The 26,034-nt window shown below is 72.7% G+C and carries 22 protein-coding genes and 1 riboswitch; of the genes, 9 read left to right on the top strand and 13 right to left on the bottom strand.

Annotated elements, in window-relative coordinates:
- Position 1: 1 nt before the first annotated feature.
- The 5 genes from ACGF3C_RS27895 to ACGF3C_RS27875 all read right to left on the bottom strand — a co-directional run bounded on the left by ACGF3C_RS27895 (position 2) and on the right by ACGF3C_RS27875 (position 3,882).
- A complete protein-coding gene (locus ACGF3C_RS27895; protein ID WP_393226570.1) occupies positions 2 to 1,252 on the bottom strand; it encodes a phage tail sheath family protein in 1,251 nt (416 codons plus the stop codon).
- 23 nt (positions 1,253 to 1,275) lie between these two features.
- Complete coding sequence (locus ACGF3C_RS27890) at positions 1,276 to 1,974, bottom strand: carboxypeptidase regulatory-like domain-containing protein (protein ID WP_357227504.1); 699 nt, start codon at positions 1,972 to 1,974, stop codon at positions 1,276 to 1,278.
- Positions 1,971 to 2,579, bottom strand: a complete 609-nt coding sequence (locus tag ACGF3C_RS27885; protein ID WP_355007394.1) for a glycine zipper family protein — start codon at positions 2,577 to 2,579, stop codon at positions 1,971 to 1,973. Before ACGF3C_RS27885 ends, ACGF3C_RS27890 begins: the two co-directional genes overlap by 4 nt.
- Positions 2,580 to 2,590: 11 nt before the next feature.
- Positions 2,591 to 2,926, bottom strand: a complete 336-nt coding sequence (locus tag ACGF3C_RS27880) for a hypothetical protein (protein WP_355007395.1) — start codon at positions 2,924 to 2,926, stop codon at positions 2,591 to 2,593.
- 143 nt (positions 2,927 to 3,069) lie between these two features.
- Entirely contained in the window at positions 3,070 to 3,882 is an 813-nt protein-coding gene (locus tag ACGF3C_RS27875; RefSeq protein WP_393226568.1) for an LppM family (lipo)protein, read from the bottom strand.
- A 140-nt stretch (positions 3,883 to 4,022) separates the two neighbouring features.
- Here ACGF3C_RS27875 and ACGF3C_RS27870 point away from each other — a divergent pair, with 140 nt between their 5' ends.
- Positions 4,023 to 4,487 carry an NUDIX domain-containing protein gene (locus ACGF3C_RS27870; protein WP_357234112.1) on the top strand — a complete coding sequence of 155 codons (465 nt, stop codon included), beginning with the start codon at positions 4,023 to 4,025 and terminating at the stop codon, positions 4,485 to 4,487.
- Here ACGF3C_RS27870 and ACGF3C_RS27865 read toward each other — a convergent pair.
- Complete coding sequence (locus ACGF3C_RS27865) at positions 4,457 to 5,620, bottom strand: FAD-dependent oxidoreductase (protein ID WP_393226566.1); 1,164 nt, start codon at positions 5,618 to 5,620, stop codon at positions 4,457 to 4,459. The two genes, ACGF3C_RS27870 and ACGF3C_RS27865, sit on opposite strands and share 31 nt — an antisense overlap.
- Before the next feature lie 67 nt (positions 5,621 to 5,687).
- On the opposite strand from ACGF3C_RS27865, the gene ACGF3C_RS27860 reads away from it, so the two are divergent.
- On the top strand, positions 5,688 to 6,317 hold the full coding sequence (locus ACGF3C_RS27860; protein WP_393226564.1) for a TetR/AcrR family transcriptional regulator: 630 nt from the start codon (positions 5,688 to 5,690) through the stop codon (positions 6,315 to 6,317).
- Between the two features lie 333 nt (positions 6,318 to 6,650).
- Positions 6,651 to 7,775, top strand: coding sequence for an aromatic acid exporter family protein (locus tag ACGF3C_RS27855; RefSeq protein WP_393226563.1), 1,125 nt, complete (start codon positions 6,651 to 6,653; stop codon positions 7,773 to 7,775).
- A 33-nt stretch (positions 7,776 to 7,808) separates the two neighbouring features.
- Here ACGF3C_RS27855 and ACGF3C_RS27850 read toward each other — a convergent pair whose 3' ends face one another.
- Positions 7,809 to 8,516 carry an alpha/beta hydrolase gene (locus tag ACGF3C_RS27850; protein WP_393226561.1) on the bottom strand — a complete coding sequence of 236 codons (708 nt, stop codon included), beginning with the start codon at positions 8,514 to 8,516 and terminating at the stop codon, positions 7,809 to 7,811.
- A gap of 91 nt (positions 8,517 to 8,607) precedes the next feature.
- The gene (locus tag ACGF3C_RS27845; RefSeq protein ID WP_393226559.1) at positions 8,608 to 9,600 is read right to left on the bottom strand and encodes a LacI family DNA-binding transcriptional regulator; all 993 of its coding nucleotides are present in this window, start codon (positions 9,598 to 9,600) and stop codon (positions 8,608 to 8,610) included.
- Positions 9,601 to 9,758: 158 nt separating this feature from the next.
- Between ACGF3C_RS27845 and ACGF3C_RS27840 the strand changes: the two genes are divergently transcribed.
- Both ACGF3C_RS27840 and ACGF3C_RS27835 read left to right on the top strand, forming a co-directional pair.
- Complete coding sequence (locus ACGF3C_RS27840; protein ID WP_357227399.1) at positions 9,759 to 11,012, top strand: MFS transporter; 1,254 nt, start codon at positions 9,759 to 9,761, stop codon at positions 11,010 to 11,012.
- 73 nt (positions 11,013 to 11,085) lie between these two features.
- On the top strand, positions 11,086 to 11,982 hold the full coding sequence (locus ACGF3C_RS27835; protein ID WP_393226557.1) for an aldo/keto reductase: 897 nt from the start codon (positions 11,086 to 11,088) through the stop codon (positions 11,980 to 11,982).
- Positions 11,983 to 12,009: 27 nt separating this feature from the next.
- Here ACGF3C_RS27835 and ileS read toward each other — a convergent pair whose 3' ends face one another.
- The 3 genes from ileS to ACGF3C_RS27820 all read right to left on the bottom strand — a co-directional run bounded on the left by ileS (position 12,010) and on the right by ACGF3C_RS27820 (position 16,641).
- Positions 12,010 to 15,156, bottom strand: coding sequence for an isoleucine--tRNA ligase (gene ileS / locus ACGF3C_RS27830; protein WP_393226555.1), 3,147 nt, complete (start codon positions 15,154 to 15,156; stop codon positions 12,010 to 12,012).
- Between the two features lie 279 nt (positions 15,157 to 15,435).
- Entirely contained in the window at positions 15,436 to 16,104 is a 669-nt protein-coding gene (locus ACGF3C_RS27825; RefSeq protein WP_393226553.1) for a hypothetical protein, read from the bottom strand.
- A 30-nt stretch (positions 16,105 to 16,134) separates the two neighbouring features.
- Positions 16,135 to 16,641, bottom strand: a complete 507-nt coding sequence (locus ACGF3C_RS27820) for a hypothetical protein (protein ID WP_357227388.1) — start codon at positions 16,639 to 16,641, stop codon at positions 16,135 to 16,137.
- Between the two features lie 149 nt (positions 16,642 to 16,790).
- Here ACGF3C_RS27820 and ACGF3C_RS27815 point away from each other — a divergent pair, with 149 nt between their 5' ends.
- Positions 16,791 to 17,567: a maleylpyruvate isomerase family mycothiol-dependent enzyme gene (locus tag ACGF3C_RS27815; protein ID WP_357227385.1), complete on the top strand. Its 777-nt coding sequence runs from the start codon at positions 16,791 to 16,793 to the stop codon at positions 17,565 to 17,567.
- Here the strand turns inward: ACGF3C_RS27815 and ACGF3C_RS27810 are convergent.
- Both ACGF3C_RS27810 and ACGF3C_RS27805 read right to left on the bottom strand, forming a co-directional pair.
- A complete protein-coding gene (locus tag ACGF3C_RS27810; protein ID WP_357227382.1) occupies positions 17,564 to 18,283 on the bottom strand; it encodes a hypothetical protein in 720 nt (239 codons plus the stop codon). The two genes, ACGF3C_RS27815 and ACGF3C_RS27810, sit on opposite strands and share 4 nt — an antisense overlap.
- Positions 18,276 to 18,857, bottom strand: coding sequence for an RNA polymerase sigma factor (locus ACGF3C_RS27805; RefSeq protein WP_355007409.1), 582 nt, complete (start codon positions 18,855 to 18,857; stop codon positions 18,276 to 18,278). Before ACGF3C_RS27805 ends, ACGF3C_RS27810 begins: the two co-directional genes overlap by 8 nt.
- A gap of 120 nt (positions 18,858 to 18,977) precedes the next feature.
- Between ACGF3C_RS27805 and ACGF3C_RS27800 the strand changes: the two genes are divergently transcribed.
- The 3 genes from ACGF3C_RS27800 to ACGF3C_RS27790 all read left to right on the top strand — a co-directional run bounded on the left by ACGF3C_RS27800 (position 18,978) and on the right by ACGF3C_RS27790 (position 25,981).
- Entirely contained in the window at positions 18,978 to 19,313 is a 336-nt protein-coding gene (locus ACGF3C_RS27800) for a hypothetical protein (protein WP_357227379.1), read from the top strand.
- Between the two features lie 302 nt (positions 19,314 to 19,615).
- Positions 19,616 to 19,745, top strand: a riboswitch (cobalamin riboswitch).
- 279 nt (positions 19,746 to 20,024) lie between these two features.
- A complete protein-coding gene (cobN, locus tag ACGF3C_RS27795) occupies positions 20,025 to 23,693 on the top strand; it encodes a cobaltochelatase subunit CobN (protein WP_393226550.1) in 3,669 nt (1,222 codons plus the stop codon).
- Positions 23,690 to 25,981 (top strand): magnesium chelatase subunit D family protein, encoded by a 2,292-nt coding sequence (locus tag ACGF3C_RS27790; RefSeq protein WP_393226548.1) that lies wholly within the window; start codon positions 23,690 to 23,692, stop codon positions 25,979 to 25,981. Before cobN ends, ACGF3C_RS27790 begins: the two co-directional genes overlap by 4 nt.
- The last annotated feature ends 53 nt before the right edge of the window (positions 25,982 to 26,034 follow it).

Genomic DNA, 26,034 nt, shown 5'->3' with positions numbered 1-26,034 from the left:
GTCAGCCTCCGATCGTCTCGGTCTCGGTACCGCCGGCCCACTGGCTCAGCTTGAACACCACGAACTCGGCGGGCTTGACGACCGCGATGCCGATGTGGGCGATCACCATGCCCGCGTCGCGGACGTCCGGCGGGTTGGTCTCCTCGTCGCACTTGACGAAGAACGCCTCCTCCGGGCTGCGCCCCAGCAGCGCGCCGTCGCGCCACACCCGGGTGAGGAACGCCCCGATGTCGCGCCGGATCGAACGCCAGAGGGTGAAGTCGTTGGGCTCGAACACCATCCACCGGGTGCCGTTGGCGATGGCCTGCTCGATGGCGATGCTGAGGCGTCGGACGTTGAGGTAGCGCCACTCGCTGGCCTCGGCGGCGAGCGTACGGGCGCCCCAGACGCGGATGCCCTCGCCGGCGAAGTAGCGGATCACGTTGACACCCTTGGGGTTGAGCACGTCGTGTTCCGGTCGGGTGACCAGGTAGCCCAGGTCGACGGCGCCGCGCACCGGCTCGTTGGCCGGCGCCTTGTGCACCCCGCGCAGGGCGTCGGTGCGGGCCCAGATGCCGGCCAGGTGCCCGCTCGGCGGGGTGAGTTCCAACTCGCCGCTGATCGGGTCGCGCACCCGCAGCCAGGGGTAGTAGAACGCGCCGAACTCGGACTGGCGCGGCCGGTAGGCGGCCCCCTCGTGGCCGCCGGAGCCGCCCGGCTGGGCCGCGCCGCCGCCGGGACCGCCGCTCGTACCCTCGGCGGGCTTGGGGGGTTTGCCGGAGGACGGCGTGGCCACCCGGGTCAACGCGGAGATGTCGTCGATGTCCGGCGCCGGGTCGCAGATCGCGACCATGGTGCGGGTGCGCTCGGCCATGCTGAGCAGGGCCTCGTGCGACACCACGTCGTGGAAGCCGGGCGCGGCGATGATCGAGATCTCGTCGACGGCCTCCAGCAGTTGCAGACCCCCGCGCCGCTGCCCGGAGCCGGTGATCGCGCCACCCTCGCCGACGTTGACCACCCAGCAGCGGGCGCCCCCGTTGTCCAGGAAGCCGAAGACCGCCCGTGCCAACGGGGTGCTCTCCACCCGCTCCCCACTGGCGAAGAGCCGCAGGAACTCCGTCCAGTTGTTGACCGGCACCGCCTTGCCCAGGTGGGCGGAGCGGTCCGGGGCGACGCCGACGAAAGCGGCGATGCTGGTGCTCGCCGGCCCGATCGGTCGGGCGCCGCTGGGGACCTCCTCGACATAGATGCCGGGGGAGAAGTAACTGGGCATCGGTCCTCCTGTGCCTGTGGGTGTCAGTGGGTCGGTGGCGCGCAGACGATGACGATGTCGTCCTCGGCCGGGTCGACGTCGGCGGTGAGGACGAGCCCGCGTCCGCTCAGCCGCAGCCGGACCGGGCTCGGGTGCTCGGGGTCGTGCGGGACACCGACGATCAGGAACCGGCCCTCGGTGTCGGTGCGGGTGGCGGAGCCGGTGGCGGGCAGCTCGACCCGCATCGCGGCCAGTGGCTGCTCCTGGGGGCCGACGACCCGCCCACTGAGGCTGCGCACGTCGAGTTGCCGCAACCGCAGCGGTTGCAGCACCGGCGGCGCGGCCGGAGTGGGGTGGTCCACCTGCGCCGCCACGTCGATCAGCAGCGCCGGTCGGGGCGCGGTACCGAACGCCGTCCACAGCGGTGGATCACCGGCCTCCAGTACGACCGGGTAACTGCCGTCGCTGGTCGCGGCGGTGAGCACCCGGTCCAGCCGGGGCAACCCGGCCGGACCGGTGACGCAGAGCAGGTGGCGGACCGTGAACCGGTACGGTTCGCGGACCGCGCCGCTGGAGCGGGTCTGCCGGGCCGGGCGCAGTTCGAGGGGCCAGAGAGTGAGCCCGTCGGCGTCGTCGCACGCGCGGGGCGGGCCGATCGGGACCGGTTCCCCCGCCGCGCTGGTCACCCAGGCGACCAGCTCGGCGGTGGCGCTCTCGATCGGTCCGCGCCCGTGGGTGGTCATCGCGGCGGCGTCCCCTGGATCCGGTACGCGATGGCCTCGTTCCACACGTGCGGGTAGACGCCGATCTCGAAGTACCGGGTGAAGCGGTTGATCGGCGCGTTGGTGTGGTCGTGGTAGAGCAGCCACACCGGCGCGATGGTGAACAGGACGTAGTTGGCCAGGACGAGGGGGATGTAGAGCGGCCCGAGCAGACGACCCTGGAAGATGTGCACGTCCTCGTGCCGCTGGATGCCGGAGCTGGAGCCGGCGCAGACGGTGCCGATGGTGGTGGCGTAGCGGGGCGAGACTCCCTCCACGACGCTGACCCGGCCGCTGTTCAGTGATGTGGGCCGGTCCAGTGAGTGCCCGAAGATCAGGTGCACCGTCAGGTAGATCGCGCCGACGACAGTGTTGAGCAGACTCCAGGTGTGGTCGACGACGAAGAGGAAGATGCCGCGGGCGTCCGAGCCGTACACCCCGGCGGAGGCCACCGACCAGCCGAAGACCGCGCCGACCACCAGGCCCACGACGGCGCCGATCAGCAGCCCGATGGGGCCACCGGCGAGGAAGCCGAGCAGGGCGCCGAAGCCGACGTGAGCGGCTGCGCTGAGAATTCCGAAGACCATGACGGCACCCCTCAGACCCAGGAACGGAAGACTCGGGGCTCACGACCGCTCGCGACCTGGGTCGGCGTCGCCTGTCGGTTGCCGGGCGGGAACTGGTTGACGCCGAGCGCGGCGGAGAAGATGACCAGCGCGTTGAAGAACGCGATGACCCACTTCTCGCCGCCGGCCTCGTCGGCGAACGCCGCTGTCACGTAGGACAGCAGCAACGCGATGGCGATGGCGATCCACTTGCGGAGCTTGTCGCCGCTCGGGCCGATCAGCCCGCCGATGACGTTGGTGGCCAGCAGGGTGGCGGCGCTCGCGCCGGCGATGGTCCCCAGGGCTGCCCAGGTGAAGAGATCGTTCATGACGATCCCCCTTCTGCGATGGTGCGACCGGGATGTGGTGGTGGTGAGGTCCGGTGCCCCTGCGGGGAGCACCGGGGCCGGTCGCCGTCGTCTCGGGGGCGGCCGGGGCCGGGCGTGGCCGGCCGAGCCGGCCACCAGGTGGATCAGCCAGGCCCCGGGGCACCGGCGGGAGGGCCCGGCGGCGGGGTCGGACCGGGCGCCGCCGGCGCCGCGGGGTGACGGCGGCGAATCAGGAGTACGACCACCGCGGCGAGCAGCAGCAGGAGGAGGACACCGCCGACGACGAGCAGCCAGGGGAATCCGCCGTCGTCCTCCTCGCCGGCGGCAACCGGCGAGGTGGACGGTCGTGGTGGCGCCTCGGCCACGGCCCGCAGCTCGGCTGGCTTGTCCTGGTTGGGATCGACCTTCCAACTGACCGACCGGCCGTTGATGGTGCCATTGCTTTCGATCACCCGGCCGGGAAATGTCACCGAGATCTCGAACGACATGAGCTTGAGGAACGCCTGTTGGTTCTGTGGATTCTGCTCCGCAACCTTTCCGCCATATTTCTTGGGATCGAGCGGCAGCGTGAAGCGGTAGAGATCGTCGTCCCTGACCAGTTTCACGCTCTCGGTGTCGAAACCGGCCAGCGGCGCCTTGCGGTAACTGATCTGGGAGCCGTAGAAAGTGTCGTCCTGGTAAAGGGTTTCCTCGCCGGCCGGCAGGGCGGGGATGTTCTGCCGCAACTCCGCGAAGGCGACCGGGAGGTTCTTGTTACGACTGCTCAGAACGGACTTCTGGGCCGTCAGCAGAAGTTGCCCGTCGACCGTGTCGTCGGCGTTGACGGTCAACCCCATGTTGAGCTGCATGCAGCCGCTCAGCGCGGCGAGAAGAAGGAGGCACACCGCGACGCGGAGTGCCCTACCGCGGTTGACTCTCCTGTTCATGGGCTCAGTGTGTGTGATCGCTTTCACCATCAGCAGTCAGCGATCGGTCACAACGAAGTCGCCGATTGTACCGGCGCACTGTCGCCTTTGATTAGTTCCGCCGACGCCCCGAATGACTATTCTGGAGCTTTGGGGCCACGACGGCTCCTCGCCGGCCGTAGTCTGGCCGGATGAGAATTGTCGCGTGCGTCCTGCTGGTAGATCCCGACGGGCAGCTGCTGTTGCAACTGCGCGACGGCGACGCGACGCACCACCCGAACGTGTGGGGGCTGCCCGGTGGCCACGGCGAGCCGGGGGAGACGCCGGAGCAGACCGCCGAGCGGGAGTTGTTGGAGGAGACCGGCCTGCGGGCCGACGGTCCACTGCAACCGGTCGCCGTGCAGTCGCTGCCCGAGCTGGCCCGGGTGAAGCACTACTTCCTCGGCAGCACCAGGGCCCGGCAGGAGGACGTGGTGCTCGGCGAGGGTGCGGCGATGCTCTTCGTCCCCGGTGCCGACGTGCTCGACGGTCGTCCCTGGACGCCGGGCACCGTGGAGGTGTTGACCGAGTTCCTCGCCTCGGCCGAGTACGCCGCCCTGGCCACCGGCCGGATCGCTGGGCCGGCTCAGCCCGCCGGCGGTCGCCAGTCCGCGTAGCGGGCCATGCTGCGCAGGGCCAGCCGGCTCGGGATGAGCCGCAAAGCGACGGTCCGCATCGCGAAGGCGACCGGGTTGTGCAGCTGCTGTCCGAACCGTCCGGCGACGTAGGAGGCACGGGCGACTGACTGACTGCGTGGTCGACGCTGCTCGTCGTACGCCGCCAGGGCAGCGGGCACGTGCCCTGCGCCGCCGGCACAGACCGCGCCGAGCACCACAGCGTCCTCGATCGCCTGCCCGGCGCCCTGCCCCAGGTTGGGCGTCATCGGGTGGGCCGCGTCGCCGAGCAGCGCCACCCGCCCCCGCACGTACGAGGGCAGCGGCTCGGCCAGGTGGTGGATGTCGTTGCGCAGCACCACGTCGGGTGGGGTTGCCGCGAGAAGCGCCGGGATGGGGTCGTGCCAATCGCCGAAGTACTCCCGCACGGCCGTCAGCTCGTCGGGGGCGTGGCCACCGGGCGGGGCGTTCAGCGCGCCGTACCAGTAGAGCTGGCCGTCGCCGATCGGCACCATGCCGAACTCGGCTCCCGGCCCCCAGGTGATGGCCGCCGGGATCGGATCGGGGAAGGCGATGGCCGCCCGCCACGTCGTCGATCCGGCGTACACCGGGCCGGGGTGTCGCGGCCAGAGTTGGGCGCGGACCCGGCTGCGCAGGCCGTCGGCGCCGACCACCAGATCGGCGGTGACCGTGTGCGGGCCGTCAGGGCCCTGATAGCGCACCTCGGCGCTGTCCGGGCCCGACTCGACGTGCTCCACCGTGGCGGAGGTGTGCAGGGACGACGCCGGCAGGGCCTCGCGCAGGGTGCGGTGCAGCGTGGCCCGGTGCACGCCCAGCGCCGTGGTGCCCAGCTGCCTGATCATCTCCGCGGCCTCCACCCGGGACAACCACCGCCCGTGCCGGTCGCGCATTCCGCCGGGCGCCTCACCGTGTCCGCCCCGGCGCAGGGCCGGGCCGAGGCCGAGGGCGTCCAGCGCGCGCACCGCGTTCGCCATCAGGCTCAGGCCGGCGCCGACCTCGCGCATCTCGGGGGCGCGCTCCAGCACGGTGACCCGCCACCCGTGCCGGTGCAGGGCGAGCGCCGCGCTCAACCCGCCGATGCCGGCACCGACCACCACCGCGTGTGAGTCGTCCATGTCGACCCTCCTTCTACATCTGTAGAAGAGCGATACTACCTCCGGACCACCGGGAGGGAGGAGTGCCATGTCGGCGCGGGGGAACCGGATCGCGACACTGACCGACGCGGCCATCGAATTGATCGCCGACGGTGGCATGCGAGCCCTGACCCACCGGGCGGTCGACGGCCGTGCCGGAATGCCGCCGGGCACCACCTCCGCGTACCTGCGGACCCGGCAGGCGCTGATCGAGGCGGTGGTGGGACGGCTCGCCGAGCGGGACCGGGCCGACCTGGCGGCGTACGACCTGCCGACCGGCCCGCCACCCCCGACCCCTGCCCCCAGGCTCGACAGCGGCGACCTCGACGCGCTCGCCGCCGGCGTCGCCGAGGTGCTCGACCGCTGGTTGAGCACCGGACGCAGCCGGAGCCTCGCCCGATACGCGTGCCTGCTGGAGGCGGTGCACCGGCCCGAGCTGCGCGGCATCCTGCAGCACGGCACCGGCCTGCGGGTGCAGGCCCGGGACCTGCTGACCCGGGCCGGGGCCACCGACCCCGATCGGCAGGGCGACCAGTTCGTGGCGTTCGTGGACGGGCTGCTCTTCGACCGGCTGGCCGGCGCGGGCGCGCTCAGCGCCCCACCGCCCGGTACGGTCGCCAGCCGCGCCGACCTGAGCGCCGCCGTCCGTACGCTGCTGCGCGCCCTCACCGGAAGCTGACCCGACCGGCGCCGGTCGACGAGCGGGACGCCGGGCCTGGCCGCGCGCAGGCCTGATGGTGTGCGGGCCTGGTGGCGCGTGGGCCGACGGTGTGCGGGCCCGCCTGCGCGCTGGCACCCGGGAGGGTCGCACAGCAGCCCGGTGATCAGGTCCGACGCGTTATGGGAGACGATCGCCACGGGATGCCGTGGCCGCCGGCGTGGTGCGGTGGGCCGGCCCTTTGGAGCTGAATCGTTTACGACATCGCGCCTGATTCGTTTATGGCATCAGCTCCAAAGGGGGAGTGAACGGCGTGCTGCGGTGTGCGGGCGTGAGCTGGTGAGAGGTTGGGCGATGGAGCGGTTCAGCGGCCTGCGGACGGCCGGCGGCCGGCTGCGGCACGGCTGGCGGCCGGTGTTGGAGGCAACCGTCGCGGCGACAGTGGCCTGGCTGCTGGCCACCCGGTTGCTCGGGCACCCGCAGCCCTTCTTCGCGCCGGCCGCCGCGCTGATCGTCCTTGGACAGGCCCGGGGGCAGCGCATCCGCCGGGCCGTCGAGGTCATCCTCGGGGTCGCCGCCGGGGTGCTCGTCGCGGACCTGGTGGTGCAGGCGCTCGGCCCGGGCAGCACCTGGACGGTGTTCACCGTCATCCTGCTCACAGTCCTCCTGGCGGTGGCCTTCGGCGCCACCGGCGTGACGCTGGTGCAGGCGGCCGTTTCCGCGCTCTACCTCGTGGTGGTCGCACCGCCGGACGGCTCGTTGGTGCCGTTCCGCTTCGTCGACGCGCTGGTCGGCGGCGCGGTCGCCCTCGCGGCCAGCCTGCTGGTCGACGCCCGGCATCCGCTGGCCCCGCTGGTCGCCGAGGTGCGGCGGACCTTCGACGAGCTGGCCGGTCTGCTGGGCGGGATCGCCGACGCGCTGAACGACCGCGACGAGCCGGCGGCGGTCGCCGCGCTGAGGCAGGCGCGGGGGATGGACGCCCGGGTGGACGGGCTGCGCGACGGTGTGCTGGCCGCCGGTGAGGCGCTGCGGCTCAACGTCCGTCGACGTCGGCACATCGGTCGGCTGCGTTCGGTGGACGAGTCGATCCGACAGATCGACTACGCGGTCCGCAACGTCCGCGTGCTGGCCCGTGCGGGCGTGACCCTCAGCCGGCTGCACACTCCTGTTCCGCCCGAGCTGGGCGTCGCCCTGCGGTCACTGGCCGAGGCGGTCCGTCAGGCCGGTGCCGCCCTCGCCGCCGACCTGGACGGGCAGGAGGAGACCGCCGACGGGCACGCCACCCGGGCCGACGAGTCGGCGCTGGCCGCGGTGCACGCCGCCGGGCAGCTCTTCGGCCCCACGCAGACCCTCCCCCTAGCGATGATCATCGGTCAGGTCCGGGCCACGGCCATCGACCTGCTGCGCGGCGTCAACCCGGAGGACGACGCCGCCGTCCTCGCCCGCGTCGACGAAGCCCTGGGCCTCCCACCGGTCTGAGGTCCGCACTGTTCAACGCTGGTTCCCCGCCCTTCAAGGATGGGCGGTCAGCCAGGTGGTGGCGGCGTCGCGGATCGGAGCGGGGATGTCGTGGCCGCCGGGGAACTCCTGGTAGGTCACGTCGTAGCCGAGGTCGTGCAGGTGGGGGACGAGACGGCGGCTGCACACGTCGATGGGCAACACCCGGTCGTCGACGCCGTGCGAGACGAAGATCCGTGGCCGGCCGTGGGTGACCGGTGGCGCGGCGAAACCGGGGGAGAAGGCCAGCACCGCGTCGACCAGATCCCCGTTCGCCAAGCCCAGCGACAGCGCGTACGAGGCGCCGTCGGAAAAGCCACCGACCGTCACGTCGGCCACCGGGTAGGTGTCGAAGACGGTCGCCAGCAGCCCGTCGATGCGCCCCACGTCCGCCCCGAAACCACCGGCGATCAGGTCCCAACTGGCCGCTGACGAGTCCGGGGCGACCAGCAGCAGGTGATGCGCGTCCGCGACCGGCAACAGCAGGTCCAGCCCCTGTCGCGCCGAGCCGCCCGCACCATGCAGGAGAAGCACCAACCGGTACGCCGAACCGTCGGTCGCCGGCTCCGGGGCGTACCCCAGGGCCAGCCGGTCACCGTCGGGGCCGGTCATCGGCACCAGCCCGGTGCGGCCCGGCGTCACCGGAGGGTGGCGGCGGGCGGTCAACCGGCCGTCCCGGGGGCTCGGCGCCGGGTCCCAGTGCGACGGCGCGGAGTCGGACACGGGTCGGCGCTCCTCACGGTGGACGGAAGGTCCGACGCGGTTACCCGGCCCGCCACTGGTTAACCGTGAGCGTGCTCGACCGGGCGTCGACTCAAGCGCTGGCCCGTGCCACCAGTGCGGACGGGAAGAGGGTCACCGGGGCAGCTGGGCGCCCCTCCAGCAGAGCGGTGGCTGCGGCGCCGGCGATCCGCCCGACCGGATGACTCGCCGTGGTCAGCGCCGGGGCGGTCATCCCGGCCAACGGAATGTCGTCGAAGCCGGCCACCGCGACGTCGCCGGGCACCTGCGCGCCCGCGTCGCGCAGGCCAGCGATCACCCCGAGCGCGGTGTCGTCGCTGATCGCGTAGATGGCGTCGATGTCCGGCCAGCGGCGCAGCGCCTCGCCGGCCGCCGTCCGGCCGCGCGCCGCCCGGAAGTCCCCGGGCAGTATCCGCTCCGGTAGGCCGGCCTCGGCCATCAGTCGGCGGTACGTCTGAACGGGGCGTTGCGCGCAGGGCAGCCACCGGGGGCCGGTCACCATGGCGATCCGGCGGCGACCCGAGGCGTACAGATGACGCAGCACCGCCTCGGAGCCGGCGGCGTTGTCGACGTCAAAAGAGGGCACTGTCGCCGAGCCGATGCCGATCGAGACCACCCGACCGCGCAGCGACCGGGGCACCGCCGCCAGCAGTTCCTCGGTGGTGTTGACCAGGATCACCCCGCACACACTGCGATCGCCGTCGAGTTGGTCGAGGCTGCGGGGGTCGCCGAACGGCAGCCAGCACAGGGCCACCCCGACACCGGCGGGCGTGCACACCCGGGCGGCCGCGCCGACCACCTGGTTCACGTACGGGTCGTCCAGCACGGCGGCGCTGGTGCCCAGAACGGCCACGACCAGGCGTACGCCGCCTCGGCCGTGGACCAGCGCCCGCGCGGCCGGGTTGGGCACGTAGCCGAGCTGGTCGACGGCGGCCGTGACCTGTTTCCGGGCGGCCGGCGAGGCGAACCCCGTGCCGGCGATCACCCGCGACGCGGTGGACCGGGACACCCCGGCGACCCGGGCCACGTCCTCAAGAGTGGCCGGTCGGTGTGCCGCTGTCGTCATCGTCGCCTCCTGCGGCGGCCCGTCCGGTCGGACCAACGCCTGCCCATCATGCCCCGGCCGGTCCAGCAGCGGTAAGGGGCGGTGCCCGGTTGTGGTGGTAGCGCTCTCAGGTGTGCGATCGTGCCAGGAGATCACCTCGAGAAAGAGGACTTACCCTCGTGAGCGCCCCCACCAGTCGCCCGTTAGCCCCGGAAACCGCGTCGCCGACCCTGCGGACGGTGCGGCTCGCCCGCAATGGCGTCGCTGTCACCTTCACCCTCAACGGGCTGGCCGTGGGTAGCTGGTTCTCCCGCGTTCCGGCGGTCCGGGAGGCGTTGGACCTCTCCGCCGGCCGACTCGGGTTGCTGCTGCTGGCGATGAGCGTCGGCGCGTTGCTCGCCATGCCCACCGCCGGCCTGCTCGCCCAGCGTCTCGGCGCGGCCCGCACCGTCACCCTCGCCACCGCGGTGGTCGCGGTCGGCCTGACCGTGGCGGGCCTGGGCGCCACGATGACCGGGTCGTTCGCCATCGTCGCCCTGGGACTCGTCGCCCTCGGCTACGGCTCCGGCGCCTGCGACGTGGCGATGAACGTCGAGGGCGCGGCGGTGGAACGGCGGCTGGCTCGTACGATCATGCCCCGGTTCCACGCCGGGTGGAGCCTCGGCTCGGTGGCCGGAGCGGCGCTGGGCGCCGGGGCGGCCCGGTTCGACGTGTCGGTCGGCGCGCATCTCGTCGCTGTGGCGGTTGTCGTGTTGACCGGCACCGCGCTCGCCGCCCGGACGTTCCTGCCCGTGGGCAGCGATCACACCGGCGACCCGGCGGACGCCACCCCGGCTGCCCGCCGCCGGGCTCAGCTCGCCGCCTGGCGGGAGCCGCGCACCCTGCTGATCGGGCTGTTCGTGCTGGTGGCGGCGTTCACCGAGGGTGCCGCCAACGACTGGCTGGCCGTGGCGTTCATCGATGGACGGGAGCTGAGCGAGGCCGCCGGCGCGGCGGTCTTCGCGGTCTTCGTGGTCGGCATGACCGTCGGACGCACCGTCGGCACCATCGCGCTGGACCGGTGGGGTCGGGTGCCGGTGCTCAGTGGCACCATCTGCCTCGCCGTGGTCGGCGCCGGCCTGGCGGTGCTGGCGGGCTCCGGGCCGGTGGCTGTCATCGGCGTCGCGTTGTGGGGCCTGGGCGCGTCGCTGGGCTTCCCGGTCGGGATGAGCGCGGCGGCCGACGACGAGGCGCACGCGGCGGTGCGGGTGAGCGTGGTCGCGGTGATCGGCTACACCGCGTTCCTCGGTGGCCCGCCGTTGCTGGGGCTGGTCGGCGACGAGGTCGGCACCCTGCGCGCGTTGCTGGCGGTGCCGTTGCTGCTGCTGCCGACCCTGCTGCTGGTGCCGGTGCTGCGCCCGCCGCACGCGGTTTCATCTGCCATTAAAAACTAACCCACTCCGCCGTCGGGCGGTATCGGGTGCGTGGCCGACTGCGTCACGTACCCGAGCTGGTTAGGGTCGCCCGATGCCAACCGACGAGATCACCGCCGCTGCGGCGGGCACCTGGACCCTGGGCGACCGCACCGTGCGCCGGATGGGCTTCGGCTCCATGCGGATCACCGCGAACCCCGACCCTGACCGGGCCGTCGCCCTGCTGCGCCGCGCCGTGGAGCTGGGCGTCAACCACATCGACACCGCCGCGTTCTACGTCTCGCCCGGCGGCACCCTACGTGTCGGCACCGGCCCGGCCCGCTACGCCACCGAGCTGATCCGCGCGGCGCTCGCCCCGTACCCGGAGGACCTGGTGATCGCCACCAAGGTCGGTTTCGGGTACGACCCGGAGGCGGGCTTCACCGAGGCGTTCACCCCGGCGCAGTTGCGGGTCCAGGTGGAGGAGAACCTTCGCCGGCTCGGCCGCGACCAGCTCGACGTGGTGAACCTGCGCCTCGGCCGAGGGCCGGGTGCGGTGCCGGTGGCCGACCGGTTCGGCGCGCTCGCCGAGCTGCGGGCCGCCGGGCTGATCCGGCACCTCGGGCTCTCCAACGTCCGGCCGGAACAGCTGGACGAGGTGACGGGCATGGCGCCGGTGGTCTGCGTGCAGAACAACTACGGGGTGGACGCCTACCGGGAGCAGGACGCGTTCGTCCGGCTCTGCGGTGAGCGGGGCATCGCCTACGTGCCGTTCTTCGCGCTGGTCGGCACCGGGCGGGAGGCGGGCGCGAGCACCACGCAGGGCGAGGCCGTCGAGGCGGTCGCCCGCGCGCACGGCGTCACCCCGCAGCAGGTACGCCTCGCCTGGACCCTGCACCAGGGCCCCCACGTGCTGGCCATCCCCGGCACCGCCAACCCGGACCACCTGGCGCAGAACGTGGCGGCCGGTGCCCTGCGCCTGATCCCGGAGGACCTGACCCGGCTCGGTTGACCGGCCACCCGGCCACCCGGCCACCGCTCAGGCCCGCACGACGTGTACGACGATCTCGTAGCCGTTGCCCACGGTGCCGGAGAAACCCTCCGACAACGCGTCCACCACGGTCAGCCTGAGCGCGAGGGTCTCGTGCGCGATGAGCTTCTGATGCGTGGATATCGCCGCCGCCACCTCGGCGGACGCGGCGATCGACACCGTGATCCGGTCGGCCACCTCGAAGTCGGCGTCGCGGCGGGCCTGCTGAACGATACGGACGACGTCGCGTGCGACGCCCTCGGCTGCCAGTTCGGGGGTGATCTCGGTGTCCAACGCGATCGTCGCGCCGCGCTGGGACTCCACGACCCAACCGGTGCGCGGCACCTCCGTGATCAGGATGTCGTCCAGGCCCACCTCGACCTGCGTACCGTCGACCGACAGCGGGTACGTCCCGTTCACCCGGACGCCGTCGACCAGGTCGCGGGGGGCGACGGCGGCAATCGCCGTCGCGACGTGCTGGGTGCGGTTGCCGAACCGGCGGCCCAGGGTCCGGAAGTTCGCTTTGACCCGCACGTCGATGACCCCGCTCTGGGCGTCGAGCGGCTGGAGGACCTTGACGTTCAACTCGTCGCCGATGTCGTCCAGCAACGCCTGCGGAAGAACGGTGCCGGCCGGCAGGCCCACGAGCGCCCGGCTCAACGGCTGCCGGATCCGCAGACTGCTCGCCTTACGCGCGGACCGTCCCGCCTCGGCCAACGCCCGCGCCGTGGCCACCTGGGCCGACAACTCCGTACTGATCAGTGTGGTGTCGGGGGTTGGCCAGGTCGCCAGGTGCACCGACTCCGCGGCCGTCGCGGCACCCGGCCGGACGACCTGCTGCCACACCTGCTCCGTGACGAAGGGCACGAAGGGCGCCAGTAGCCGCGTGAGAATGTCGATGCACTCGTACAGGGTGGTGAGGGCGTCGGGGTCGCCCTCCCAGAAGCGCTGCCGCGACCGCCGCACGTACCAGTTCGACAGGTCGTCGATGAAGTCGGCGAGCAGCCGGCCGGCGCGCGCCGTGTCGTAGTTCTGCATCCGTTCGTCCACGGCGGCCGCGAGGGCGTGGACCTCGCCGACGATCCACCGGTCCAACACCGGCCGCTGGGCGACCGGCTGCGCCAGTTGCGGCGCCCACGTCGAGTTCGCCGCGTAGAGGGAGAAGAACGCCGCGGTGTTCCAGTACGTCATCAACACCTTGCGGACGATCTCGTCGAGCGGGCCGGGCCCGATTCGGCGCGGCGACCACGGTGAGCCGGAGCACGCCATGAACCAGCGCACCGCGTCGGCGCCGTGGGTGTCCATCAACGGGATCGGCAGCAGGATGTTGCCCAGGTGTTTGCTCATCTTGCGGCCGTCCTCGGCCAGGATGTGCCCGAGGCAGACGACGTTCTCGTACGGGGACCGGTCGAAGACCAGCGTGCCCACCGCCATCAGCGTGTAGAACCACCCCCGCGTCTGGTCGATCGCCTCGCAGATGTACTGGGCCGGGTAGGTGCGCTCGAAGATCTCCCTGCTACCCGGCACGTGGGGGTAGCCCAACGACGCGAACGGCATGGCCCCGGAGTCGTACCAGGCGTCGATCACCTCCGGGACCCGGGTGGCGGTCCGGCCGCAGTCCGGGCAGGCGAAGGTGATCTCGTCGACGTACGGGCGGTGCGGATCCAGCTCGGACAGGTCGACGCCGGCCAGCTCCCCGAGCTCCGTACGGGAACCGACAGCGGTCACGTGGTTGTCCGGGCATCGCCACAGCGGCAGCGGGGTGCCCCAGTACCGGGAACGGGACACCGCCCAGTCGATGTTGTTCTTCAGCCAGTCGCCGTAGCGGCCGTGTTTGATGTGCTCCGGGAACCAGTTGGTGTTCTCGTTCTCCCGCGTCAGCTCGTCGCGGACCTCGGTAGTCCGGATGTACCAGGACGGCTGCGCGTAGTACATCAGCGGCGTGTGGCACCGCCAGCAGTGCGGGTAGGGGTGCTCGAACGGTTCGTGCCGGAACAACCGACCAGACTGCCTGAGACGGTCGATCAGCAACGCGTCGGCGTCCTTGAAGAACACCCCACCGACCAGGTCGATGCCGTCGTTGAACCGCCCGTTCGGGGCGACCGGGTTGACCAGCGGCAACCCGTACGCGCGGCAGACGGCGAGGTCGTCCGCGCCGAATGCCGGCGCCTGGTGGACCAGGCCGGTGCCGTCCTCGGTCGTGACGTACTCCGCGAGGACCACGAGGTGCGCGTCCGGGATGTCGACCAGGTCGAACGGCCGCTCGTACCGCAGTCCTTCCAGGGCCGACCCGGGTACGGTCGCCAGGATCTCCGCCTCGTCGCCGAGGACCCGCCGGGCCAGCGGTTCGGCGACGACGAACGTGCCCTGCCCGGTGCGGGCGAGGGCGTACGTCACCCCGGGGTGTACGGCGACGGCGGTGTTGGACACCAGGGTCCACGGGGTGGTGGTCCAGATCAGCAGGTCGACGCCGCTGTGTCCGGCCACGTCCCCGCGCACCGGAAACCGCACGTACACGGAAGGGTCGGTGACGGTCTCGTACCCCTGCGCCACCTCGTGGTCGGACAGGGTCGTGCCGTCGCGGGTGCAGTACGGCGCGACCCGGAAGTCCTCCACCAGCCGCCCGCCGTCGTGGATCTGCTTCAGTGACCACCAGACGCTGTCCACGTACTCCGGGGACATGGTCTGGTACGGATGCTCCAGGTCGATCCAGTAACCCATACGCTCGCTGAGCTGGACGAACTCGTCGACGTGCCGCAGCACCGAGGTGCGGCACAGGGCGTTGAACTCCGCGACGCCCATCCTCTCGATGTCGGCCTTGCCGCTGAGCCCCAGTTCCTTCTCCACCGCGAGCTCGACGGGCAGGCCGTGGCAGTCCCACCCGGCACGGCGCGGCACCGAGAAGCCCCGCATCGTCCGGTACCGGGGAAAGAGGTCCTTGAAGACCCTCGCCTCGATGTGGTGGGTGCCCGGCGTGCCGTTGGCGGTCGGCGGGCCCTCGTAGAACACCCACGGCGGGCCGTCGGCCGTCTGCTCCAGACTCCGGTTGAACACGTTGTTGGCCTGCCACCACTCGATGACCGCACGGTCCATCCCGCCAAGGTCGATCTTGGTGGGCAGTGGCACGAATGGCGACTTCGACGGACCGTCCGGCACCGACGTTCTCCCTACACTTCACGTCCGCTCGCGGGGGCATCAGCTCACTGCCCACGCGGGGACGAAGCGCCGGGCGTATGGCCAGGACTCCGCGGTACCACCCCGCTTGCGCCTCGACGGTGCAGGCGCCGCTCAATTTCACGACGTGACGTGCCGCTACGTCCGGTTCTACCGGGGCGGTCGAACTGCCCGTTCTTCCGGAGGCTCCCCGGTGATGGCCGGATCGGTGCCGATGCCAAGCAGCATAGCTGTCCGTGCGCTGGGCCCGTGGCCGGAGCGCTAGCCGTGCAGCCAGATGCGGAGAGGGCCGGTGGTGGTGAAACCAGCGGAGAGCGCCGGCGCCAGTTCCGGCGTGCTCTCGTAGCCGACCAGCGGCGCGCCGGGCGCTGTGGCACACACCGCGCGCCAGATGGCCCGGGAGGTGTCGACGCGGGCGAACAGGTTGGAGACGCCGTACGGGCCGTCGCCGCTGAGCACCGCTCCACCGGTGACCACACCCCGGTCGTCGTGGCGGGCGAGCACCCGTACGCGGGGGTCAGCCAGGAGCGCGGGGCGGAACAGATCTTCGCCGCCGTGGGCCGCCGCCCAGGCCGCCAACTCGTCGGGTGTGGTGACCGGGGCCAGCGGTGTGTCGGCAGGTGGTGCAGACGGTGGCCGGTGGATCCACTGCGCGTCGAAGAGCACCCGGAACCCGTACCCGGACAGGTCGAGGTCGGCGAAGCTGTCCTTCACCGACGCGCCGGGCCCGGCGTCGATCCGGGCCAGCAGGGCCTCGGCGTCGACGCCCGGCCGTAGGGTGACCGCGTCCGGGTACCACTGCGGCGAACGGTGGGGGACCCACCAGGCGTCGGCGTCGGTACGGCCGGCCAACCCCTGGTTGCCGCAGACGATGTCGCACCACTCGGCGTTGTTGCGGGCCGCCGCCGCTACCCGTTCGTCCTCCTGCACGTCAGGCAGCCTAGGTGGCCCGGCGCTGGCTCAGGGGGCGTAGACCAGGTCCATCGTGTCGGTGTGCCCGGACCAGCGCAGGTCGAGGCGCCAGCAGCCGGCCTCGGGCAGGTCGATGATCGACGGACCGGGGCCACCGGGAACCTCCCGGATCACCCGGGTGTCGGTGCCGTCCAGCCTCGCGGTGATCTCCAGGGTCGCCGGCGCGGTCGGGTCGGGGGAGGTCGTGGCGGCGCGCGCCACCCACAGGATCTTGTTGTTCGACCCGTCCGTCCGGACCTGCCGCAGTGGGTGGGCGAACAGCACCGCGACGATGTCACCCTTCGCGCCGAAGACGTGCGGAACCCGCGCGTCCCCGCTGAACCCGGCGTCCGCCCAGTCCGGCAGCGACCCCGTCTCGACCCGCGCCGCGCAGGCGGGCGCGGTGCGCGCCGTGGTGGCTTCCCCCGCCGTCGGCGCCGCCCCGCTGGTCGTGGTCGTGCACCCCGCCAGCAGAACCACCGAGGATGCCAGCATCAACCTGCCCCAGGAAATCATTTCGCTCCTTCCGGTACGCGTCGACGACTCGTCGCACCCTTCCGACACCGCCCAGGCCCACAAGGTTCCTGGTGCTCGGCGGAGCCGCACGCGTCCTGGGCCGGCAAATTCACTATCCGGCGGGCGGAGCGCAGTGATACACATCCGGGGTGCCGAACACTGTGGAGTTCCCTGAGGTCCTGCGGCTGATCGAAGACCGCTCGGCGGCGTTCCGCGCCGCGATCGCGTCCGCCCCCGACCTTGACGCCCAGGTCCCGACCTGCCCGGACTGGACGCTGCGCGAACTGGCGCAGCACCTCGGCGACGGCCGCCGCCGCCAGGCCACCATCGTCGCGGCAGGCCCGGGCGCCGAGCCCCCGACGAGGACGGACCCGAAGGGCGCCCCGACCGCGCCCCGCAACCGCGAAGCCCTCGACGCCTGGCTCGCCGAGTCGACCGAGCTGATGCTCGACGCCATGCGCGAGGCCGGCCCGGACCGCGGCTGCTGGACCTGGTGGGGCCACTCGCAGGCCCCGGAGACCAGCGGAGCCGTGGCCCGGCACCAGGTCCAGGAACTGGCCGTCCACACCTACGACGTGCAGCTCACCCAGGGGGCGGCACAGCCGCTGCCGACGGACGTCGCGGTCGAGGGCGTCGACGAGTTCCTGACGACAGTGGCGGCGACGACCGTCCCCTGGCCGTTCGAGCCGGCGACCATCGACCTGCACACGACCGAGGGCCGCTCCTGGCGCCTGACCCTCAACGCCGACGGCGTCCGCTGCGACGACCTCGCCGCCGACGCGGAGCCGGGCGACATGGCGATGCGAGGCACGGCGAGCGAAATGGTCCTCTACTTCTACGAGCGCGTCCCGCTCGACGTCGTGGAAACCACCGGCGACACCAAGCCGATGGAGCAGCTCGCGGACTGGGACCCGAACGCGCACTAGCCCAGTGAGCGCGCGACCTCGATCGCCTCGGCCTTGGTGAGGGCCCCCTCCAGCCGGTAACTCACGTCGTTGTCCTGCCAGATCAGGGTCGAGGCGGCAAGTCGAGCGGTCTCCCTGCGGATCCCACCCGCCCGGTCCACGTAGGACAACACGTGTGGGCCGTCAACCCAGACGGCGAAGTCGCCGTTCACCTGGACCCAGTTCGCGCCCGGCGGGGTGATCTCCTTGTGGAAGGCCAGGTCGAGGTGGCCGTCGAACGCGTCGACGCGCAGCGCGCCCCCGTCGTAGAGCAGCGTCGCCACCCGGTAGCGGCCAGTGGCGTCCGGGTCGGCGACCAGTACCTGTTCGGGCGTGCCCAGCTTCGCCGGCAGGCGGATCGGAAACCGCACCGCCCGCTGGGCCTCGGCCAGGGCGACGGTCCGCTGCCCGGGCAACGGCGACGCGGTGCCGCCGGGCGGCATCGGGGCGGGTGAGGTGGCGATGCTGACCCCGGCGAAGCGCAGCAGCCCCGTGACGGCGTCGGCGATCGCGGCCCGCGTCGGCGGCAACAGCGCGACCAGCAGGGCGACGAGCGCCACCGCGGCGAGTGACCGCCACCGGCGCCGCCGGGGCGGGGTCGCGCCCAGTCGTACGCGGACACGGGCGGTCACGTCGGGCGGATCGGGGGTTTCCAGCCAGGCGGACAGGTCGCGCAGTTCCCGTTCGAGGTCACCCATGCCGGACCTCCGCACTGTCGAGCAGGCCGCGGAGCTTCGCCAGCGCCCGGGACGTACGCGACTTCACTGTGCCCCGGGGCCAGCCCAGAGCCGACACCGTCTCCTCCTCGGTGAGATCGAGGAAGAACCGGCAGACGATGACCTCGCGGTCCCGTGTTGGCAGTTGCCGCAGCGCCTGCACCAGCGACCTCCGGCGCTCCCCGGCGAGGACCGCGGCGACCGCGTCGTCCTCGGCGATCTCAGACCTCGGGTCCGCTGCCGCCGCCCGCAGGACGAGCCCGTCGCGCCGGCCACGGGAGCGGTGCAGGTTGCGGGTCTCGTTCGCGACGATCGCGAGCAGCCACGACCGGAAGGACGCGTCACCCCGGTAACGGGACAGCTTCCGGTACGCCTTCACAAACGCCTCCTGGATGACGTCCTCGGAGTCCGAGCCCGCGCCGAGCAGCACCGCGGTCCGGTACGCGGACGCGGTGTGCCGGGTGACCAGGAGGTCGTACGCCTCCAGGTCACCTGCCCGAGCGCGGGTGACGAGCGTCTCGTCGTCCAGGGGAGCCTCCGTTCGGATCACACTCATGACACCGCCCACCCGCCGCGGGTTCCACCCGGCGCGGGTCAGGTTTTTCCCATCCGCCGTGCAGCGTATTGCCAGGATTTGGTGGTGCACTGGGAGAGGTGTCGAGGAGAGGGGCTGGTCATGAGCTGGTTCAGTCGCCGGTCACGGGGTGCCGAGGCGACCCCGACGAAGCTGGACCGGGAGGCGACCCGCGAGGATCTCGCGGCGCTGGAGGCGTTCGTCGCCAGCCGGCGAGGGGTGGAGTTCTACCTGGAGCCGGAGACCACGGCGACGGACACCACTGTGGTGGCGATCGCCCACGACGGCGAGTGGATCCGCCGCCGTACCGGAACGCCCCGCGCGGCCGGGGCCATCGCCCGCAAGCACGCGGTGCCGCTGTACGAGGCCGGGCGCACCGGCTACCCGGAACGGATGCGGACCTGGAGCCGAGCGCACCCGGAACGCCACGCCCGTTGATCGGGGCGTCGACCGGTGTCGGTTGTCGCGCGTGGCGTCTGACGAGGCGCGGACCGCGAGCCGAGGCTTCTGAATCGTCTACGACATCAGCTCCAAAGGGGCCGCGTGACCACTCCGCCCCCTGCCACGGGCCAGTCCGCGAGGCCGACCAACAATTTGCCCAGCCCGCCATCGCGACGGGAGGCATCACCCGCGCGCCGATATTTTCGCAGGTCGATGCGGTGAGCGTGGTCGGGTGGCGGTGGGGTCCGCGTTGACCGGCGGCGCGGCCGTGTGGCAGCATTCGCGGCCTGACGGCAGTGAAGGAAGTCGGTGCGAATCCGACGCGGTCCCGCCACTGTCACCGGGGAGCGATCCCCCCTCGTGAGTCACGGCCGTGTGTCTGCGGTTGGAAGGCCGGGGGAGAGCGTCGATCCGGAAGCCAGGATACTTCGGCCGTCGGGATGTACCCCAGGGCGTGGACACCCGAGGAGGACCCGATGACGCACGGCGTCTCATTCATCGACGACTTTCGTCGTCTCGCATTCCAGGCAGTGCATTCCAAGGACACCGGACACCGGCACCGCTGAGCTGATCGCCCGGCGCTGACCGGCCCCGACCCATGCGTCGGCGCGCCGTTCGCTCTGGCCGTCGTACCGGCTGACGCCGTACCCACCCGCATCGCCCCGGTCGCCTCCGTAGCGGCCAGGGCGTCACTCTCCGGAGCCTGCCGTGCGCATCCTGCTGCTGTCCACCGCCGACACCGACCTGCTGGCCGCCCGCGCCAGCGGTGCCGACTACCGGTTGGCCAACCCCGCCCGAGTCGCCGCCGAGGAGGTGCCCGCCCTGCTCGACGGGGTCGCCCTCGTCGTCGTACGCCTGCTCGGCGGTCGACAGGCGTGGCCGGACGGCCTCGCCGCGGTGCTCGCCACCGGCGTGCCGACTGTCGTGCTCGGCGGTGAGGCGCTGCCCGACGCCGAGCTGATGGCCATCTCCACAGTGCCGTCCGGGGTCGTCACCCAGTCGCTGGCGTACCTCGTGGAGGGCGGCCCGGACAACCTCGGACAGTTGGCCCGGTTCCTCTCCGACACGGTGCTGCTCACCGGCGAGGGGTTCGCCGCACCCGCGCCCACCCCGGCGTACGGCGTGCACGGCGACCACCCCGCCGACCCGGACCGGCCCACAGTGGGAATCGTCTTCTACCGGGCGCACGCCCTCGCCGGCAACACCGGATTCGTCGACGTGCTCGCGGACGCGGTCCGCCAGGCCGGCGGCAACCCGCTGCCGATCTTCTGCGGCTCGCTGCGCGGGTTGACCGCGGGCGCCGGACCACTCGGGCTCTTCGCCCGCTGTGACGCGCTGCTGGTCACGGTGCTCGCGGCCGGCGGCGCGGTCGCCGCCGACGCCTCCGGTGGCGGCGACGAGGACGCCTGGGACGTCGGCGCCCTGGCCGCCCTGGACGTGCCGGTCATCCAGGCGCTCTGCCTCACCAGCACCCGCGCACAGTGGGCCGACAGCGACGCCGGCCTGTCCCCGTTGGACGCCGCCATGCAGGTGGCCATCCCCGAGTTCGACGGCCGGATCGTCACGGTGCCGTTCTCGTTCAAGCAGATCGACGCGGACGGGCTCTCGGTCTACGCCGCCGATCCCGAGCGGGCCGCCCGGGTCGCCGGGATCGCGGTACGCCACGCCCGGCTGCGGTACGTGCCGCACGCCGACAAGCGGGTCGCCGTGGTGCTCAGCTCGTACCCCACCAAGCACTCCCGGGTCGGCAACGCCGTCGGGTTGGACACCCCGGCGTCGGCGGTCCGGCTGTTCGCCGCGTTGGCCGAGGCCGGCTACGACCTGGGTGACGCGCCGCCGCCCGACGACGGCGACGCGCTGATCCACGCGCTGATCGCCGCCGGTGGTCACGACGTGGAGTGGCTCACCCCGGAGCAGTTGGCAGCGGCCGAGGCACGGATACCGGGGCCGACGTACCAGCGGTGGTTCGACCAGGTGCCGGCCGAACTGCGCGAGCGGATGCGGGAGCACTGGGGTGAGCCGCCGGGCGAGCTGTACACCGAGGGCGGAGACATCGTGCTCGCCGGGCTGCGCTTCGGCAACGTGGTGCTGCTGATCCAGCCGCCCCGCGGCTTCGGGGAGAACCCGATCGCCATCTACCACGACCCGGACCTGCCGCCGAGTCACCACTACCTGGCCGCGTACCGCTGGCTGACCGCGCCGGTCGCGGACGGCGGCTTCGGCGCGGACGCCGTGGTGCACCTGGGCAAGCACGGCACCCTGGAGTGGCTGCCCGGCAAGGGCCTCGGCCTTTCCGCCGACTGCGCGCCCGACGCGGTCCTCGGCGACCTGCCGCTGGTGTACCCGTTCATCGTCAACGACCCCGGCGAGGGCACCCAGGCCAAGCGGCGGGCGCACGCCGTGGTCGTCGACCACCTGGTCCCGCCGATGGCCCGCGCCGAGACCTACGGCGACCTGGCCAAACTGGAACAACTGCTCGACGAGTACGCGACGGTGCAGGCCCTCGACCCGGCCAAGGTGCCCACCGTACGGGCGCAGATCTGGGACCTGGTGCGCGCCGCCGAGCTGCACCACGACCTGCACGCCGAGGCGATGCCCGACGCGGACGACTTCGACGACTTCGTGCTGCACCTCGACGGGTACCTGTGCGAGGTCAAGGACGTGCAGATCCGCGACGGGCTGCACATCCTCGCCGACGCGCCCACCGGTGAGCCCCTGGTCAACCTGGTCCTCGCGGTGCTGCGCGCCCCGCAGATCTGGGGCGGGGCCCGCGCCCTGCCTGGCCTGCGACAGGCCCTCGCCGTCGCGTACTCCCTCGACGAGCAGGAACTGCTCGCGTCGCCGGGACAGCGACTGACACTGCCCGCGGCGCTGACCGACGTGGTGGACGGGCCGGCCGGCACCGCCGCCGACGCGATCGATCTGATCGAGGCCCTCGCCCGGCGGCTGGTCGTCGGCATGGAGACCCTGGACTGGGCGGTGGACACCATCGACGCCGTCGTGACGGAGGTGACCGGTCGGTCGATCCCGGACGTCGCCGCGGTGCTGCACTTCGCCGCCACCGAGCTGGTGCCCCGACTGGACCGGACCACCGACGAGCTGACCAACACCCTCGGGGCGCTGGACGGCAGGTTCGTGCCGCCCGGCCCGTCCGGCTCACCCACCCGGGGCCTGGTCAACGTGCTGCCCACCGGCCGCAACTTCTACTCCGTCGACCCGAAGGCCATCCCCAGCCGCAACGCCTGGGACGTCGGGGTGGCCCTCGCCGACTCACTGCTGGCCCGGCACCTCGCCGACACCGGCGCGTACCCCCGCTCGGTGGGGTTGACCGTCTGGGGCACCAGCGCGATGCGCACCCAGGGCGACGACATCGCCGAGGTGCTCGCGCTGCTGGGCTGCCGGCCGGTCTGGGACGACAGGTCCCGGCGGGTGACCGGCATCGAGGTGGTGCCGACCGCCGAGCTGGGCCGCCCGCGCGTCGACGTCACAGTGCGCATCTCCGGCTTCTTCCGCGACGCGTTTCCGCACGTGGTGGCGCTGCTCGACGACGCCGTGCGGCGGGTCGCCGCCCTGGACGAGCCGGACGAGGAGAACTACCTGCGGGCGCACGTCGCCGCCGACGTCGCCGAGCACGGCGACGAGCGACGGGCCACCGCCCGGATCTTCGGCTCGAAGCCCGGCGCGTACGGCGCTGGTCTGCTGCCCCTGATCGACGCCCGGACCTGGCGCAGCGACGCCGACCTGGCCGAGGTGTACGCGGTGTGGGGCGGCTACGCGTACGGCCGGGGCCTGGACGGGCGGGAGGCGCGCGCCGACATGGAGCGCTCGTTCGCCCGGATCGCGGTGGCGGTGAAGAACCAGGACACCCGTGAGCACGACATCGTCGACTCCGACGACTACTTCCAGTACCACGGTGGGATGGTGGCGATGGTCCGCCACCTCACCGGCACGTCACCACAGGCGTACGTGGGTGACTCGGCGATGCCGCACGACGTGCGCACCCGCACGCTGGGCGAGGAGACCCGGCGGGTGTTCCGGGCCCGGGTGGTCAACCCGAAGTGGATCGCCGCGATGCGCCGGCACGGCTACAAGGGCGCGTTCGAGCTGGCGGCCACAGTGGACTACCTGTTCGGATACGACGCCACCGCCGGCGTTGTCGACGACTGGATGTACGAGCACCTGGCCGCCGCGTACCTCTTCGACGAGACCACCCGGGAGTTCCTGGAGCAGTCCAACCCGTGGGCGTTGCGCGGCATCACCGAACGCCTGTTGGAGGCCGCCGACCGGGGGCTGTGGGCCAAGCCGGAGCCGGCCACCCTGGACCGGTTGCGCGACACGTACCTGGCCAGTGAGGGCGACCTGGAGGACCGGGTGTGAGCGCGAGGAGTGAGCCGGTTCTGCGAGCCCCGCAGTCGCGAACGAAAGAAGGCGCAGTGGCGATTTATCCGTTCAGCGCGGTGCTCGGCATGGCCGACATGCGACTGGCGTTGCTGCTCAACGCGGTCTCCCCGGCGATCGGTGGGGTGCTGGTCCGGGGTGAGAAGGGGACCGCCAAGTCCACAGCCGTGCGGGCTCTCGCCGCGCTGCTGCCCCCGGTGCGGCGGGTCGCCGGCTGCCGTTTCGGCTGTGACCCGGCCGAGCCCGACCCGGCCTGCCCGGACGGCCCGCACCCGGCCGACGTCGCCGCCGAGACCCGCCCGGCCCGCCTCGTCGAGCTGCCGGTGGGCGCCGCCGAGGACCGGGTGGTTGGTGCGCTGGATCTGGAAAAGGCGATCGGCGAGGGGGTACGCGCCTTCGAGCCGGGCCTGCTCGCCGCCGCGCACCGGGGTGTGCTCTACGTCGACGAGGTCAACCTGCTGCACGACCACCTCGTCGACCTGCTGCTCGACGCGGCGGCGATGGGCCGCAGTCACGTCGAGCGGGAGGGCGTCTCGGTCAGCCACGCGGCCCGGTTCCTGCTGGTCGGCACGATGAACCCGGAGGAGGGGGAGCTGCGCCCGCAGCTGCTCGACCGGTTCGGGCTCACTGTGGAGGTGGGCGCCAGCCGGGACCCGGAGATCCGGGTCGAGGTGGTCCGCCGCCGGCTGGCCGCCGACGCGGACCCGGTCGGCTTCGCCGCCCGTTGGGCCGACGCCGACGCGGAGATCGCCGGCCAGGTGGCTGCCGCCCGCCGCCGACTTCCCGGGGTACGACTGCCAGACGCCGCGTTGCGGCAGATCGCCGAGGTGTGCGCGGCATTCGACGTGGACGGGATGCGGGCCGACATCGTCACCGCCCGTACCGCCCTCGCCCACGCCGCCTGGCACGGCCGGGACCGGGTCACCATCGACGACGTCCGGGTGGCGGCCCGGTTGGCCCTGCCGCACCGCCGCCGCCGCGACCCGTTCGACACCCCGGGGCTGGACGAGAAGCGCCTCGACGAGGCGTTGCAGCGCGCCCAGGACGCCCACCCCGACGACCCGGACGACGCCGGCCCCGACGACCGCGGCCCCGACGACACTGACCCGGACGGCGGCCCGCAGGGCGGTGGCCCGGCCGGTGGCGGTGGCCCGAACGGGGGCGGACCACAGGGCGGTGGACCGCAGGGAGGCGACCGCAGCGGCGACGGCGTCGACCAGGGTGAACCGGGTTCGGCGGAGCACCCGACGGCGCGTGACGGCGCTGGCACTGACGGGCCGGACGGCACCGGCGGCTGGCCGCAGCGCCAGCCGGGCGACCGGGGCGACGACGACGGCTGGCCGCAGCGCCAGCAGGCCGATCGGGGTGACGATGGCCCGGACTCGCGCCCGCGCGGTGGCGGACATTCGACGACCGGTGCCGACGACCCGCCCCGCGGCGGGGAGTCCCAGCCGGTGGCCGTACCCCGGGGTGGGTTGAAGGCGCGGGTGCTCACCGCGCCCGGCCTGGGTGACGGGGTGCCGGGCCGACGGTCTCGGGCCCGCACCGGGCGGGGTCGCACCACCGGCGCCCGGGTACCGGCGGGTCGGGTCGGTGCGCTGCACCTGCCGGCCACGATCCGCGCCGCCGCGCCGCACCAGGCGGCCCGGGGCCGGTTCACCGGTCCGCTGCGACTGCGCCGGGACGACCTGCGCGAGGCGGTTCGTGAGGGGCGCGAGGGCAACCTGGTGCTGTTCGTGGTGGACGCGAGCGGCTCGATGGGCGCGCGGCAGCGGATGGCCACTGTGAAGGACGCGGTGCTCGCCCTGCTCACCGACGCGTACCAGCGGCGGGACAAGGTCGCGGTGATCGCGTTCCGGGGCACCGGCGCCCGGACCCTGCTGCCGGCGACCTCGTCGGTGCTGGCCGCCTCGACCCGGCTGGCCGAGCTGCCGACCGGCGGGCGTACGCCGCTGGCCGAGGGGCTGCTCGCCGCCGCGGACCTGTTGCGGGTGGAGCGCCTGCGCGACCCGAAGCGCCGCCCACTGGTCCTCATCGTCACCGACGGGAGGGCCACGGCCGGCACCCGGCCGCTGGACCGGGCGGCAGCGGCGGCAGCGGTCCTGGCCGCCACCGGCGCCCCGTGCGTGGTCGTCGACTGCGAGACGGGCCCGGTCCGCCTGCACCTGGCCGCCCGCCTGGCCACCCAGCTGAAGGCCCCCCGAACTCCCCTGGAAGCCCTCACCCACCCCCACCCCCGCGATCTTGCACTTCCTGTCGCGGCATAGAGGGCGAAGTGCACATATGACCAACAGAAACTGCAAGATCGCGGAAGAGGCGG

This window comes from Micromonospora sp. NPDC047762 (genome assembly GCF_043204655.1).
GTDB lineage: Bacteria > Actinomycetota > Actinomycetes > Mycobacteriales > Micromonosporaceae > Micromonospora.
Note: the sequence above shows the minus strand (reverse complement) of the source record. Positions and strands in the feature narration are given on the sequence as shown.

Excerpts from the sequence above, each read along its gene's own strand:
- ACGF3C_RS27895 (WP_393226570.1), bottom strand. The coding sequence starts at position 1,252 with ATGCCCAGTTACTTCTCCCCCGGCATCTATGTCGAGGAGGTCCCCAGC.
- ACGF3C_RS27890 (WP_357227504.1), bottom strand. The coding sequence starts at position 1,974 with ATGACCACCCACGGGCGCGGACCGATCGAGAGCGCCACCGCCGAGCTG.
- ACGF3C_RS27885 (WP_355007394.1), bottom strand. The coding sequence starts at position 2,579 with ATGGTCTTCGGAATTCTCAGCGCAGCCGCTCACGTCGGCTTCGGCGCC.
- ACGF3C_RS27880 (WP_355007395.1), bottom strand. The coding sequence starts at position 2,926 with ATGAACGATCTCTTCACCTGGGCAGCCCTGGGGACCATCGCCGGCGCG.
- ACGF3C_RS27875 (WP_393226568.1), bottom strand. The coding sequence starts at position 3,882 with ATGGTGAAAGCGATCACACACACTGAGCCCATGAACAGGAGAGTCAAC.
- ACGF3C_RS27870 (WP_357234112.1), top strand. The coding sequence starts at position 4,023 with ATGAGAATTGTCGCGTGCGTCCTGCTGGTAGATCCCGACGGGCAGCTG.
- ACGF3C_RS27865 (WP_393226566.1), bottom strand. The coding sequence starts at position 5,620 with ATGGACGACTCACACGCGGTGGTGGTCGGTGCCGGCATCGGCGGGTTG.
- ACGF3C_RS27860 (WP_393226564.1), top strand. The coding sequence starts at position 5,688 with ATGTCGGCGCGGGGGAACCGGATCGCGACACTGACCGACGCGGCCATC.
- ACGF3C_RS27855 (WP_393226563.1), top strand. The coding sequence starts at position 6,651 with ATGGAGCGGTTCAGCGGCCTGCGGACGGCCGGCGGCCGGCTGCGGCAC.
- ACGF3C_RS27845 (WP_393226559.1), bottom strand. The coding sequence starts at position 9,600 with ATGACGACAGCGGCACACCGACCGGCCACTCTTGAGGACGTGGCCCGG.
- ACGF3C_RS27835 (WP_393226557.1), top strand. The coding sequence starts at position 11,086 with ATGCCAACCGACGAGATCACCGCCGCTGCGGCGGGCACCTGGACCCTG.
- ACGF3C_RS27820 (WP_357227388.1), bottom strand. The coding sequence starts at position 16,641 with ATGATTTCCTGGGGCAGGTTGATGCTGGCATCCTCGGTGGTTCTGCTG.
- ACGF3C_RS27810 (WP_357227382.1), bottom strand. The coding sequence starts at position 18,283 with ATGGGTGACCTCGAACGGGAACTGCGCGACCTGTCCGCCTGGCTGGAA.
- ACGF3C_RS27805 (WP_355007409.1), bottom strand. The coding sequence starts at position 18,857 with ATGAGTGTGATCCGAACGGAGGCTCCCCTGGACGACGAGACGCTCGTC.
- ACGF3C_RS27800 (WP_357227379.1), top strand. The coding sequence starts at position 18,978 with ATGAGCTGGTTCAGTCGCCGGTCACGGGGTGCCGAGGCGACCCCGACG.